Source organism: Burkholderia sp. AU18528 (genome assembly GCF_002223215.2).
GTDB lineage: Bacteria > Pseudomonadota > Gammaproteobacteria > Burkholderiales > Burkholderiaceae > Burkholderia > Burkholderia semiarida.
Window position 1 is genome coordinate 88,853 of the sequence record NZ_NKFC02000005.1, and the last position, 13,605, is coordinate 102,457.

Here is a 13,605-nt window from a genome sequence, read left to right on the forward strand (position 1 = left end):
AAGATAGCACACGGCATCGCGTGGCCGCATGACCCTGGGTCACGCCGCCTGCTGCTGGTACTGGATCCGGTGCAGGTGCGCGTAGAGGCCGCCGTGGCGCAGCAGTTCGTCATGGCTGCCCTCTTCGACGATCTTGCCGGCCTCGAGCACGAGGATGCGGTCCGCGCGCTCGATCGTCGACAGCCGGTGCGCGATCACCAGCGTCGTACGACCTTCCATCAGCCGTTCGAGCGCGGCCTGCACGTGGCGCTCCGACTCCGAATCGAGCGCCGACGTCGCTTCGTCGAGGATCAGGATCGGCGCGTCCTTGTAGATCGCGCGCGCAATCGCGAGCCGCTGTCGCTGGCCGCCGGACAGCCGCATCCCGTTGCCGCCGACCAGCGTGTCGAGCCCGTCGGGCATCGCGGCGACCGCGTCGGCGAGGTTCGCGGCCTCGAGCGCGGCCTGCACGCGCGCCCGGTCGGGCGTCTGCCCGTAGGCGACGTTCGCGGCGATCGTGTCGTTGAACAGCACGACGTCCTGGCTGACCATCGCCATCTGGCTGCGCAGTGCGTGGAGGTCGTAGTCGGATACCGACACGCCGTCGACCAGGATCGTGCCGTCCGTCGGGTCGAAGAAGCGCGGCAGCAGGTTCACGAGCGTCGTCTTGCCGCTGCCGGACGGGCCGGCCAGCGCGATCATTTCGCCCGGCGCGACCTTGAACGAGATGCGGTCGAGCGTCGGCCGCTCGGCCGCGCCGTAGTCGAACGACACGGCGCGGAACTCGATCTCGCCGCGCGCCTGCGACAGCGGCCGCCCGCCGCCCTGCGGCTCGGCCGGCTCGTCGATCAGCCCGAAAATCAGCTCGGCGGCCGTCATCCCGCGCTGCAGCGGCTGGTTGACGTCGATCAGGTGCTTGAGCGGCGAGATCACGAGCAGCATCGACGTGACGAACGCGACGAACCCGCCGACCGTCGTCTGGTCGTTCGACGACTGCACGACCGCGATCGTGATCACGACCGCGAGCGCGATCGACGCGAGAAACTGCGTGAGCGGCTGCGCAAGGCCGCCCGAGATCGTCATGCGCATCGCGTAGCCGCGCAGGCGCTTGCTCATCGTCGTGAAGCGGTCCATCTCGTACGCTTCGCCGTTGTGCACCTTGACGACCTTGTAGCCGCCGACGGTCTCCTCGACGATGTACGACAGTTCGTTGGTGAGCGTCTGGTGTTCGCGGTTCAGGCGACGCAGCCGGCGATTGATCTTGCTGACGAGCCAGCCGATGCCCGGCAGGATCACCGCGACGATCAGCGTGAGCCGCCAGTTCAGGTAGAACAGGTAGCCGAGCAGGAAGATCACCGTCAGCGAATCGCGCACGAGCGTGACCATCACGCCCGTCAGCACCGACAGGATCTGGTTGACCTCGAACACGATCGCGTTGATCACCGTGCTCGCGGTTTCGCGCTGGAAGAACGACGCGCCGGTATGGATCATCCGCTGGAACATCTCGAGCCGCAGTTGCAGCAGGATGCGGTTCGATACGTAGTTGAGCAGGTAGTTGGACGTGTATTGCGACACGCCGCGCACGAGCGCGAGGCCGATCACCGCGATCGGCACGTACCATTTCGCGCGGTCGCTGCCGTGCGCGCCGAAGCCGTGGTCGAGCAGCGGCTTGAGCAGCGCCGGAATCCCGGCCTCGGTAGCCGCGACGACGCCCATCGTCATCACGGCGAGCACCACGATGCCGATGAGCGGCCGGATGTACGGCCACAGGCGTTTAAGAACCGTGATCGGCGACGTACCGGTGCCGTCCATCGGTTTGCGAAGAGTGTTCTGGGTTTCCAAGGCAATCCTTCTTGAGCCGCGACGCGGCGCCCGGAGCGTGGCTGCCCGGGATTCGCCCCGTCCGGCGGGTGCCGAAAAAGGCCCAACATTATAGCCGTACCGCCCCCACCGGCACGGCCGTGGCCGCAGCGGCCGCCGGCCGGCGCGCGGGTATACTGCCGCTCACCGTTTTCTCCGCCTTTTCGACGATTTCATGGCAGAACCCACCCTCGGCGTCGCCCTCATCGCCCTCAACGCATCCGCGCGGCTCGCGCAGTGCCTCGATGCGCTGTCGTTCGCCGACGACGTCGTCGTGATCGACGGCGGCAGCACCGACGATACCGTCGCGATCGCGCAGGCGCACGGCGCGCGCGTGATCGTCGAGCGCGACTGGCCGGGCTTCGGCCCGCAGAAGAATCGTGCGCTCGACGCGCTCGACACCGACTGGATCCTGTCGCTCGATACCGACGAAATCGTCACGCCGGAACTCGCGCGATCGATCCGCGACGCGATCCGCGCGCCGGCCGCGCAGGTCTATGCGCTCGACCGGCTGTCCAGCTTCTGCGGCCAGTGGATCCATCACAGCGGCTGGTATCCGGACTGGGTGCCGCGGCTGTTCCGGCGCGGCGCCGCGCGCTTCTCGGACGATCTCGTGCACGAGCGCCTCGTATTCGATACCGCCGCACAGCGCCTGGCCGGCAAGCTGATGCACTACTCGTACGAGGATTTCGAAACGGTCGTGCGCAAGCTCGACGCGTATTCGACGGCCGGCGCGCGCCAGCGCCGCGCGGCTGGCCAGCGCGGCGGCTTCGGCAAGGCGCTCGGCCGCGGCGCGTGGGCGTTCGTGCGCACCTACGTGCTGCGGCGCGGCTTCCTCGACGGCCGCGCGGGCTTCATGATCGCCGTGTTCAACGCGGAAACCGTGTATTACCGCTTCCTGAAGCTCGGCCACGAACGGGCCCGCTGAGCGCCCGCCTGGCATGCAGCCGGCCCGGCGTTACAATGCGGGCCTGCCCGCGCCGCGCGTGCCCGTCCGACCGGCGGCGCCACGCGCCGCCCGCCACGACGACTACCGAATCCGACCGCCATGTTCTCCATCATCATTCCGACCTGGAACAACCTGCCGTACCTCAAGCTCGTCGTCGACAGCCTGCGTCGCCACTCCGCGTACGACCATCAGATCATCGTGCACGTGAACGACGGCTCGGACGGCACGCTCGACTGGGTGCGCAACGAAGGGATCGAGCACACCGCGTCGCCGGCCAACATCGGCATCTGCCATGCGGTCAACCTGGCCGCCGCGCGCGCCACGCGCGACTACGTCGTCTACATGAACGACGACATGTTCTGCTGCCCGGGCTGGGATACGGCGCTCGTGCGCCGCATCGAACGGATGCCGACCGACCTGTTCATGCTGTCGGGCACGATGATCGAGCCGGTCGACACGCGCAACCCGTGCGTCGTCGTCAGCAATTTCGGCCGCGACGCCGAACAGTTCGACGCCGCCGCCCTGATCGCCGCGACGCCGAAGCTCGCGCGCGCGGACTGGCTCGGCTCGACGTGGCCGCCGACGCTCGTGCACCGCGACTGGTGGAACCGCATCGGCGGCTACAGCAGCGAGTTGTCGCCGGGCATGAGCAGCGACAACGACTTCTCGATGAAATTCTGGGATGCGGGCTGCCGGATCTTCATCGGCGTCGGCGACAGCCTCGTGTACCACTTCCAGCAAAAGAGCACCGGCAAGATCGTCAAGAACGACGGCCGTCGCCAGTTCCTGAACAAATGGGGCATGACCCAGGCGACGTTCGACCGCTATTACCTGCATCGCGGCGAGCCGGTCGGCACGCAGATCGCGCTCGATACGCCGGTCGTGGAAGGTCGCCTCAAGCGCGCGCTGTTGCGCTCGCGAATCAAGCGCGCGTTCAGCTGATCGGACCCCGAAAACCGCGCGGAAACCTGTCGTGCTTCGCGTATACTGCGCCGTTCGTCCCGGATCGCTCGCCGGGATACGCGGCGCGGGGCGCGATGTCCGCGAGCCGCATTCGTCCATACGACAGGTTCCAATGCTTTCGTTTTCCACTCCCGCCACGCGGCGCCTGACCGCCGCCCGTGCATTCGCCGTCGCCGCGCTGTGCATGGTGCCCGTTTCGACCGCGCTGACCAACGTGTTCTGCGGGCTGTTCGCCGCCGCGCTCGTGATCTCCCCCGAATTCTGGCGTGACCTGCGCTCGTTCGTCACCGATCCGGCTTCGCTCGCGGCGTTGCTGATCCTGGCCGCGCTGGCCGCGAGCGTCGCCTATACGGTCGCGCCGCACAACAAGGCGTGGAACTGGGTCGCGAAGTACGACAAGCTGCTGCTGCTTCCATTCGCCGTGCTCGCGTTCCGTCATTCGAACTGGGCGCCGATCGTGCGGCGCTGCTGGTTCGGCACGCTGTGCGTGGTCCTGCTGCTGTCGACGACCAACTATCTCGGGTTGACCTCGATCGGGCCGGCGTATGCGACCCAGTTGCCGCTTTCGCGCGCGTGGGTGTTCAAGAACCACATCGCCGCCGGCATGTTCGGCGCACTGCTCTTCTACCAGGCGGCCGATCTCGCGCTGGCGGCCCGCACGACGCTGTCGCGCGCCGCCTATGCGTTCGTCGCGGCATTGGCGCTCGTCAACGTGTTCGTGATGCTGCAGGGGCGCACCGGGCAGGTCATCGCGCTGTTGCTGATCCTCGTCGTCGCGGTGCGTTTCGTGCTGTTGCTGCGCCGGCAGTCCGCGCTGCGCGCGGGGCTCGCCGCCGGCGTGCTCGTATTGGCCGGCGTTGCGCTCGTGGTCGCTGCATGCACGGTTCACAACGGCCGTCTGACGAAGGTCGTGACGGAAGTGCAGCAATATCGGCAGAGCGATGCAGCCACGTCGACCGGGCTGCGCCTCGAGTGGTACAAGAAGGGGCTCGAGCTGTATCGCCAGCGCCCGGTGATCGGCTACGGCGCGGGCGGCCTCGAATCCGAATTCGAGAAGCTCACGGCCGGCAAGACGGCCGCCGAAGGCCAGCTCACGTCGAATCCGCACAACGAATATCTGCTGATGGCCGTGCAGCTCGGCACGCTCGGCCTGCTGCTGTTCGTCAACCTGATCGTGCAGATCGCGCGCGGCAGCCGTGCGCTCGATCCGCGCTCGCGGCACCTGCTGCTCGCGTGGCTCGCGATCTTCGCGATCGGCAGTCTCGCGAATTCGCTGCTGCTGGATTTCGCCGAAGGGCACCTGATCGTGCTGCTGGCCGGCATTCTGCTCGGCTGCGGCGAACGCAGCGAAGCGCTGCCGCGCGAAACGTCGGCGATCCGACGCAGCGTGTAACGCACGCCGGCATACGTTCCGCTGCCCTGCCGACCAGCGCCGGCGGCAGCGGATGTCCGCCATCGATGCGGCCGAGCCGCGTGGCGCTTCGCGAAACAACCCGTCCGCGAACGAAAAAAGGCACGCCTCAGTCGGTTCCGGTGCGGCGCAGCCGTGACGTGTCGACGACAATGTCGGCCGGGCCCGGCGGAGTCAGCCCGAGCATCTCGGCCGCCGCGGCCTTCACGCGCTGCGCGCCAAGATGGGCGAGGCAGTCGCTGCGGCTGTCGACATGACGCTCGCAGCCTTCGTGCCGGCACGGCACGCAATCCCCGTCCCCCTGCAACAGCCACACGTTCCCATGCCGGCCCGAGCCGCGCAGCGCCCACGGATTCTCGGTCGCGGGCCAGTGCTGCGGCCACGGCCCCCAGCGCACGGGGTCGGACGGCCCGAACAGTGCGATCGTGTCGGTGCCCGTCGCGGCCGCGACGTGGGTCGCGCCGGTGTCGGGGCCGATGAAGAGCCGCGCGCGCCGCACGAGTTCCGCGCTCTCGCCGAACGTCAGGCGGCCGACCAGGTTCAGCACGTCACCGCCCGCCTCGGTCGCGACCTGCTCCGCATATTCGCGCTCGCGGTCGGCCGGGCCGCCCGACAACGCCACCGCGAAGCCCTGCTCGCGCAGCCAGCCGATCATTTCGACCCAACCGTCGAGCCGCCATTGCTTGTAACGGAACATCGGATACGGATGCAGCACGACCAGTGGCTTGCCGGCGCGGATCGCCGGCGACTCGGCGAGGCACGCGTCGAAACGCGCGCGCCGCGCGGGATCGTCGCCGATGCCGGGCGCGACGACCTCGGACACCGGCTCGATGCCGATCACCGGCGCGAGCGCCAGCGTACTGACGACCGTATGCGCGGATTCGTGGTGATTGATCGCGATTCCGTGCAGCATCATCCGCGTGAGCCACGTGACGCGATCCGGATCGACGAGACCGACCCGCTTGCGGCCGGCGAACCAGCTATAGAAACGCGGCCGGTCGGAACTCAGCGCCGCGCACGCGAGATCGTAGCGACGCCATATCGACAGCGCGTCGCGCAGCCGCTCGCCCAATCCCGCGCGCTGCGCGACGACGATCACGCGCCGCACGTCCGGATTGTGCTCGAGCACGCCCTCGGTGCCGCGAAACACCAGCATGTCGATCTGCGCGTCCGGCCAGCGGGCCTTCAGCGACCGTACGAGCGGTGTCGTCAACAGTACGTCGCCGATACGGCGAGGCGCGGCGACGAGGATGGTTCTGGGCGGACGGGCGGAAGAAAACAGGGCCACGGCGATCGTCTGGCTGGCTGAACAAGGCTGGCAATGTACAGGATTTTGCAGCAGCCGGCGCGGCGCCGCACACCGGTCGTGCAGGCTGCCGCGATACGTCCCTGCGCAGCCGGGCATGGCAGTATGTGCGGCCGGTACGGCCCGCCGGGCGCTACGAAGCGATCGTCACGGTCGCAGGCGCCGCCGCGGCCGGCCGCGCGCGCGCCGTGCCGGCCGGCGCTTCGTCGCGGTGGCTCGCCTGCGGCAGCAGGTGGCGCACCGCGCGCTCGACCGCATCGACGCCGATCGCATCGACGGTCGGGCCCGCGCGCAGGACCACGTGCGGCACACCGAGCGGATGCCAGCGCAGGTATTTCTCGGGACGGTCCTCGAACAGGGCGGCCACCGGTACGCCGAGCGCCGACGCAAGGTGGACGGGCGCGCTGTCGGCCGAGACGATCGCATCGAGCAGGCTCGCGGCCGCCACCAGCTCGGCGACCGACGCCGGCGCGACATGCCGTGCATTCACGTCGCGCCACAGGTCGCCTTCGGCAGCATGGCCGATGGCTGGATCGCGAAACACGATGACATCCGCGACGGGGGCGAGCCGCTCGCCGAGGTCGCGCCAGCGCTCGGCGGGCCAGCGGCGCTCGACCGCCTTGTTCGACACGAACAGCCCGACGCGCGGCTTCGTGCGCGCGCCGAGCAGGCGATGCCACACTTCCTGCAGCGCGCGGTCGGGATGAACCGACAGCTCGAGACGGTCGAGATCGGCGCAGCCGAGTTCGGGCACCAGGCGAAAACCCGACAACGCCTCGTGGCACATCGGCCGCTGCGCGACATGCTCGGGCTTGCGATCGTCGAATTCGGTCTCGGCATCGTGCCAGCGGCAATCCTTCGCGCGAAGCTGGCGCGCGAACTGCATGCTGCTGCGGTGCATGCCACCGTTCGGCACGATCACGAGGTCGAACCGCAAGCGGCGCAGACGGCGCACGAGGCGCAGCCGGTCGAAGAATGCGCGCATCCGTCCGGGACGGTCGTTGCGCTCGCACTGGCGGCTGTACACGTAGGTGTGGATGGCGTGCACGTCCGGGTTGCCGGCCAGCGCGGCCGCGTTGTAGCGGTTCGCGACCACATGCAGCTCCGCGCCCGGCCAGCGCGCCTTCAGCGCGCGGAGAAACGCCGTCGTGCACAGCATGTCGCCCAGAAAATCAATCCGGATCACGAGGATCCGCTGCATCGGGTTCCCATTGGCCATGGTCTTGTGGTGGTGACAATCAGTTTTTATCGTCGCGACGAGCCCTGCCCCGGCATCCTGCCCAGAGCGGCCCTGTCGCGCACTGCCGCACGGCGCGTGAATTCGCCCCCGTTTGCGCGCATGCTGCCGGCTTCGCCGCCGCGCACACCTGCGCCAGCGCCGAGTTCATCCGGTCAGCGCGGGATTGTATAGCGTCCGGATGGGCAGCCCAAGACCCGCCTGCCCGCGCTCGTCAAAACGGCCCGCCGCACCGCACGATGGCGATGCGACGGGCCGTGCATAGGCGACCGCCGTCGAAGTGGAACGCGATCAGTACGTGATTTCGACGACGCTGCCGTCGAACGCCGCTCGCAACTCCGCCAGCAGCACGTCGCTCGGCTTCACGCGCCATGCGTCGCCCAGACGCATTTCGCCTTGCGCGCGCGCATTGCTGTAGTGAATCTGCACCGCCAGCCCGTTCGGCAGCGGCGCCTGCGGGCGGCGACCGCCATCGCGTCCGCCGCCGCGCGGCGCGGGCGCTTCGACCGCGTTCGCGGCAGCCGGCTCGTCCTTCGCCACATGCGGCTCGAGCACGCGGCGCAGCGCAAGCGCGTCGGCGTTGCCGTTCATCGTCAGCCGCACGGCCTGCGCATAGCGGCTGCGCGCGCGTTCGAGATCCATCACGGTATCGGCCGTGAAGCGAATGCCGCCGGTGAACGCGTCGTTGCGCGCCTGCCCCTGCACGATCAGCAGCTCGTCTTCCTTGAACAGCGCCTTATTCGCCTCGAACTGTTCGTTGAAGATCGTGATCTCGCATTGGCCCGAGCCGTCGTCGAGCAGCGCGATCAGCATCTTGCCGCGCTGCGTCATCTGCGTGCGCAGCGACGCGATGATGCCCGCGACGAGCTTGTCGCGGCCTTCCTTCAGGTCGCCGACCTTCTGCCGCACGAAGCGGCGCACTTCGTCGCGATACGCGTCGAACAGGTGGCCGGACAGGTAGAACCCGAGCGCGCCCTTTTCTTCCTGCAGACGGCGCTTGTCGTCCCACGCGGGTTCGTCGACGAGCGCGTGCGCATGCGGCGACTCGGCGCCCATGTCGAACAGGCCGGCCTGCATCGCGTTCGCCTCGGCCTGGTCGGCCGCTTCCATCGCGAGCGGCACCGACGCGATCAATTGCGCTCGGTTCGGGTTCAGCGAATCGAACGCGCCGGCGCGGATCAGCGCCTCGACCGTGCGGCGGTTGACGACGCGCCGGTCGATCCGTTCGCAGAAGTCGAACAGGTCGGTAAACGCCTTTTCCTCGCGGGCCCGCAGGATTTCCTCGATCGCGTTCTGGCCGCTGCCCTTCACCGCGCCGAGGCCGTAGCGGATCGTGCGCGAACGCTTGCCGTCGGCTTCCGCGACCGGCTCGAACCGGTAATGCGATGCGTTGATGTCCGGCGGCAGCACGACGAGGTTGTTCAACACGCAATCGTCGAACAGGATCTTCACCTTGTCGGTGTCGTCCATCGCGAGCGTCATGTTGGCCGCCATGAATTCGGCCGGATGGTGCGCCTTCAGCCACGCGGTGTAATACGCGAGCAGCGCATACGCGGCCGCGTGCGACTTGTTGAAGCCGTAGCCCGCGAACTTCTCCATCAAGTCGAAGATCTCGTCGGACTTCTCGCGCGTGAGGCCGTTCTTCGCCGCACCCTCGGCGAAGATCTCGCGATGCTTGGCCATCTCCTCGGGCTTTTTCTTGCCCATCGCGCGACGCAGCAAGTCGGCGCCGCCGAGCGAGTAGCCGCCGATGATCTGCGCCATCTGCATCACCTGCTCCTGATAGACCATGATGCCGTAGGTCTCTTTCAGGACGGGTTCGACGCGCGGATCCGGATAGTCGACCTTCTCGCGCCCGTGCTTCCGTGCGCAGAAGCTCGGGATCAGGTCCATCGGGCCCGGACGGTACAACGACACGAGCGCGATGATGTCCTCGAAGCGGTCGGGCTGCGCATCCTTCAGCATGCCCTGCATCCCGCGGCTTTCCAGCTGGAACACCGCGACCGTGTTGGCCTTCTTCAGGATCTGGAACGAGGCCGGATCGTCGAGCGGCACCTGCGCGAGCGACCAGTCGGCCTTCGACGGATCGAGGCGGCGGATGTAGCGCTCGGCCCAGTCGAGGATCGTCAGCGTCGTGAGCCCCAGAAAGTCGAACTTCACGAGGCCGACGGCTTCGACGTCGTCCTTGTCGTACTGGCTGACCACGCCGCCGTCGTCGCCCTGCGTGTACAGCGGGCAGAAATCGGTCAGCTTGCCGGGCGCGATCAGTACGCCGCCCGCATGCATCCCGACGTTACGCGTGAGGCCTTCGACGCGCTGCGCGAGATCGAGCAACTGATGGACTTCGTCCTCGTGGTCGTAGCGCTCCTGCAGTTGCGGCTCTTCCTTCATCGCGTCGGCAATCGTCACGTGCTTGCCGGGCTTGAACGGAATCAGCTTCGCGACGCCGTCGGTGAACATGTAGCCGAGGTCGAGCACGCGGCCGATGTCGCGCACGGCCGCCTTCGCGGCCATCGTGCCGAACGTGGCGATCTGCGACACGGCGTCCGCGCCGTATTTCTCCTTCACGTACTGGATCACGCGATCGCGGCCGTGCTGGCAGAAGTCGATGTCGAAGTCGGGCATCGACACGCGCTCGGGGTTCAGGAAGCGCTCGAACAGCAGGTTGTAGCGCAGCGGATCGAGGTCGGTGATGCCGAGCGCGTACGCGACCAGCGAGCCGGCGCCCGAGCCGCGGCCCGGCCCGACCGGCACGCCGTTGTTCTTCGCCCAGTTGATGAAATCCGCAACGATCAGGAAGTAGCCGGGGAAGCCCATCTTCGTGATGGTCCCGCACTCGAATTCGAGGCGCTTGTAGTACGTGTCGCGCTGCGCGTCGCGCTCGGCTTCGACCGGATACAACTGCGCGAGGCGGGTCTCGAGCCCTTCCTTCGACAGCTGGACCAGGTAGTCGTCGAGCGACATGCCGTCCGGCGTCGGGAACAGCGGCAGTTTCGGCTTGCCGAGCTCGAGCTTCAGGTTGCAGCGCTTCGCGATCTCGACCGTGTTCGCGATCGCCGACGGCAGGTCGGCGAACAGCGCGACCATGTCGTCCTGCGTGCGGAAATACTGGTCGGTCGTGAAACGCTTCTGCCGCCGCGGGTTCGCGAGGATGTCGCCTTCCGAGATGCACACGCGCGCCTCGTGCGCGGTGAAATCGTCGTCGGTCATGAACTGCGTCGGGTGCGTCGCGACGACCGGCAGCTTCAGCGACGCGGCGAGCGTCGCGGCCTGCTGGATGTACGCCTCGGCGCCCGGCTGGCCGTAACGCTGCAGCTCGATGTAGAAAGCGCCCGGGAATACGCTCGCCCAGCGCGCGGCGTGACGGCGCGCGGCTTCTTCGTTGCCGGCGGCCAGCGCGAGCCCGATGTCACCCTGCTGCGCGCCCGACAGCGCGAGCAGCCCCTGCGCGAGCTCGCCGTCGAGCCAGCTCGCGTCGAGTTCCGCGCGGCCGCGGTACTGGTTCGTGAGCCACGCCTTCGACAGCAGCTCGCAGAGATTCAGGTAACCGACCTTGTCCTTGACCAGCAGCAGCAGCCGCGACGGCTTGTCGCGGTCGTCCGGATTGGCGATCCAGACGTCGCAACCGGCGATCGGCTTGATGCCCTTGCCGCGGGCTTCCTGGTAGAAACGGACGAGGCCGAATGCATTGCCGAGATCGGTGAGGGCGAGCGCGCCCTGGCCGTCCGCGGCCGCCGCCTTGACGATGTCGTCAATGCGCACGATGCCGTCGGCAATCGAGAATTCGGAGTGAACGCGAAGATGGACGAAGCGAGGATCTGACATGGGCGCTATTGTAGCCGCCCCGCCGCGCGGGCTGCCCAAAAAATGCCCGCGTTGGCCGTTCGGCCGATGCACGCGGCGACGCGTCGCGCGGCTGGCCGTTCGGCCAGATACCGATGCCGGCGTCGTTTGCGGGATAATACGGTTTTTCGAATCAACGCCCCGGCTTCGCACCCTTTTTTGCGGGCCGCGTGCGGCCGTTTTCCCGTCGGACCATCATGACCATCGTCAACCTCGCCGCCTACCACTTCGTATCGCTCGACGCGAACGAGCAATGGCGCCCGCTCGTCACCGCGCGCTGCAACGAACTGGGCCTGCGCGGCACGATCCTGCTCGCGCCGGAAGGCATCAACCTGTTCATCGCCGGCACGCGCGAAGCCACCGACGCATTCATCGCATACATCCGCCACGATCCGCTGTTCGAAGGCAAGTTCGCGACGCTGCAGTTCAAGGAAAGCCTGTCCGACTCGCAGCCGTTTCGCCGCATGCTCGTGCGCCTGAAGCGCGAGATCATCACGATGAAGAAGCCCGCGATCAAGCCGGAACTCGGCCGCGCGCCGTTCGTCGACGCGCGCACGCTCAAGGCGTGGCTCGACCGCGGCCACGACGACACGGGCCGCCCGGTCGTGATGCTCGACACGCGCAACGCGTTCGAAGTCGACGTCGGCACGTTCGACAACGCGCTCGACTACCGGATCGACAAGTTCAGCGAATTCCCGGAAGTGATCGACGCGAACCGCGCCGACCTCGAAGGCAAGACGGTCGTGTCGTTCTGCACCGGCGGCATCCGCTGCGAGAAGGCCGCGATCCACATGAAGGAAATCGGCATCGAGAACGTGTACCAGCTCGAAGGCGGGATCCTGAAGTACTTCGAGGAAGTCGGCGGCGCGCACTATCACGGCGACTGCTTCGTGTTCGACTACCGCACCGCGCTGAATCCGCAGCTCCAGCCCACCGCGAACGTCACGTGCTTCGCGTGCCGCGCGGTCGTCACGCCGCAAGCGCAACAGTCGCCGAGCTACGTGCCCGGCAAGTCGTGCCCGGCCTGCGTGCAGGCAGCCAGCGCCGCGTAACGGCGCGCCTCGCCACGTCTCGTCGCGCCCCGCCGATGAATCACGGCTATCGCGGCCGCTTCGCGCCGTCGCCCACCGGCCCGCTGCACTTCGGCTCGCTGGTCGGCGCGCTCGCGAGCTGGCTCGACGCGCGCGCGCACGGCGGCACGTGGCTCGTGCGCATCGAGGATCTCGACGGCCCGCGCACGGTGCCCGGCGCGGCCGACGACATCCTCGCGACGCTCGCCCATTTCGGCATGACGCCCGACGCGCCGCCCGTCTGGCAGAGCACGCGCGATGCGGCCTACACGGCCGCGCTCGAGCGGCTCGTCGCGGCGGGGCTCGTCTATCCGTGCGGCTGCACGCGCAAGGAAATCGCCGATTCGCTGCGCGCGGCCCACGAACGCCACACGACGCTCGCCTATCCGGGCACCTGCCGCACCGGCCTGCACGGCAAGCCCGCGCGCGCATGGCGGCTGCGCGTGCCCGACGGCAGCGACGCGCTCGTCACGTTCGACGATCGCTGGCAGCACACGCAAGCGCAGAACCTCGCGACCGAAGTCGGCGATTTCGTGCTCAAACGCGCGGACGGCCAATGGGCGTATCAACTCGCGGTCGTCGTCGACGATGCCGATGCCGGCATCACGCATGTCGTGCGCGGCGCCGACCTGCTCGATTCGACTGCGCGCCAGATCTACCTGCAGCGCTGCCTCGGCGTGCCGACTCCCGCGTATCTGCACGTGCCCGTCGTGGTCGATGCGAACGGCGAAAAGCTCAGCAAGCAAACGGGCGCGACGGCGCTCGAACGCAACGATCCGCTTCCGGCGCTGCGGGCCGCGGCCGCGCATCTCGGTTTGGCAGACGATGGCGATCTACCGGGCAATACGATGGCGTCCTTCTACGCGGCCGCGACCGATGCGTGGGCGCGTCGCTTCGGCCCGCGCGCGGGTTGAGTCGCCTGCGGGACACCGGCGCGTGCCCGACTACGCTCGTGCGTCCGTCGGCCGCTAATCCGACCGCGTGACG

Annotated in this window: 9 protein-coding genes; 5 read left to right on the forward strand and 4 right to left on the reverse strand. The window is 68.1% G+C overall.

Going from position 1 to position 13,605, the window contains the following annotated elements:
- Positions 1–39 precede the first annotated feature (39 nt).
- Complete coding sequence (gene msbA, locus CFB52_RS11920) at positions 40–1,791, reverse strand: lipid A export permease/ATP-binding protein MsbA (RefSeq protein WP_059646519.1); 1,752 nt, start codon at positions 1,789–1,791, stop codon at positions 40–42.
- A gap of 223 nt (positions 1,792–2,014) precedes the next feature.
- On the opposite strand from msbA, the gene CFB52_RS11925 reads away from it, so the two are divergent.
- From CFB52_RS11925 to CFB52_RS11935, 3 genes are all read left to right on the forward strand, one after another.
- Positions 2,015–2,767 (forward strand): glycosyltransferase family 2 protein, encoded by a 753-nt coding sequence (locus tag CFB52_RS11925; protein WP_099316672.1) that lies wholly within the window; start codon positions 2,015–2,017, stop codon positions 2,765–2,767.
- Positions 2,768–2,887: 120 nt separating this feature from the next.
- Positions 2,888–3,730 (forward strand): glycosyltransferase family 2 protein, encoded by an 843-nt coding sequence (locus CFB52_RS11930; RefSeq protein WP_060966836.1) that lies wholly within the window; start codon positions 2,888–2,890, stop codon positions 3,728–3,730.
- A 133-nt stretch (positions 3,731–3,863) separates the two neighbouring features.
- Positions 3,864–5,144, forward strand: a complete 1,281-nt coding sequence (locus CFB52_RS11935) for an O-antigen ligase (protein WP_089465021.1) — start codon at positions 3,864–3,866, stop codon at positions 5,142–5,144.
- Between the two features lie 127 nt (positions 5,145–5,271).
- Here CFB52_RS11935 and CFB52_RS11940 read toward each other — a convergent pair whose 3' ends face one another.
- The 3 genes from CFB52_RS11940 to dnaE form a co-directional block, all read right to left on the reverse strand.
- Positions 5,272–6,450 carry a glycosyltransferase family 9 protein gene (locus tag CFB52_RS11940; RefSeq protein WP_059583693.1) on the reverse strand — a complete coding sequence of 393 codons (1,179 nt, stop codon included), beginning with the start codon at positions 6,448–6,450 and terminating at the stop codon, positions 5,272–5,274.
- A 151-nt stretch (positions 6,451–6,601) separates the two neighbouring features.
- Complete coding sequence (locus CFB52_RS11945) at positions 6,602–7,687, reverse strand: glycosyltransferase family 9 protein (RefSeq protein ID WP_060312002.1); 1,086 nt, start codon at positions 7,685–7,687, stop codon at positions 6,602–6,604.
- 309 nt (positions 7,688–7,996) lie between these two features.
- Entirely contained in the window at positions 7,997–11,530 is a 3,534-nt protein-coding gene (gene dnaE / locus CFB52_RS11950) for a DNA polymerase III subunit alpha (protein ID WP_059583697.1), read from the reverse strand.
- Between the two features lie 215 nt (positions 11,531–11,745).
- Between dnaE and CFB52_RS11955 the strand changes: the two genes are divergently transcribed.
- Complete coding sequence (locus tag CFB52_RS11955) at positions 11,746–12,600, forward strand: sulfurtransferase (protein ID WP_059583698.1); 855 nt, start codon at positions 11,746–11,748, stop codon at positions 12,598–12,600.
- Between the two features lie 35 nt (positions 12,601–12,635).
- On the forward strand, positions 12,636–13,532 hold the full coding sequence (gene gluQRS / locus CFB52_RS11960; protein WP_059646495.1) for a tRNA glutamyl-Q(34) synthetase GluQRS: 897 nt from the start codon (positions 12,636–12,638) through the stop codon (positions 13,530–13,532).
- Positions 13,533–13,605 lie beyond the last annotated feature (73 nt).

What these genes read in the sequence shown, in the direction of transcription:
- msbA (WP_059646519.1), bottom strand. Translation starts at nt 1,791, where the DNA reads ATGGACGGCACCGGTACGTCGCCGATCACGGTTCTTAAACGCCTGTGG.
- CFB52_RS11925 (WP_099316672.1), top strand. Translation starts at nt 2,015, where the DNA reads ATGGCAGAACCCACCCTCGGCGTCGCCCTCATCGCCCTCAACGCATCC.
- CFB52_RS11930 (WP_060966836.1), top strand. Translation starts at nt 2,888, where the DNA reads ATGTTCTCCATCATCATTCCGACCTGGAACAACCTGCCGTACCTCAAG.
- CFB52_RS11935 (WP_089465021.1), top strand. Translation starts at nt 3,864, where the DNA reads ATGCTTTCGTTTTCCACTCCCGCCACGCGGCGCCTGACCGCCGCCCGT.
- CFB52_RS11945 (WP_060312002.1), bottom strand. Translation starts at nt 7,687, where the DNA reads ATGGCCAATGGGAACCCGATGCAGCGGATCCTCGTGATCCGGATTGAT.
- dnaE (WP_059583697.1), bottom strand. Translation starts at nt 11,530, where the DNA reads ATGTCAGATCCTCGCTTCGTCCATCTTCGCGTTCACTCCGAATTCTCG.
- CFB52_RS11955 (WP_059583698.1), top strand. Translation starts at nt 11,746, where the DNA reads ATGACCATCGTCAACCTCGCCGCCTACCACTTCGTATCGCTCGACGCG.
- gluQRS (WP_059646495.1), top strand. Translation starts at nt 12,636, where the DNA reads ATGAATCACGGCTATCGCGGCCGCTTCGCGCCGTCGCCCACCGGCCCG.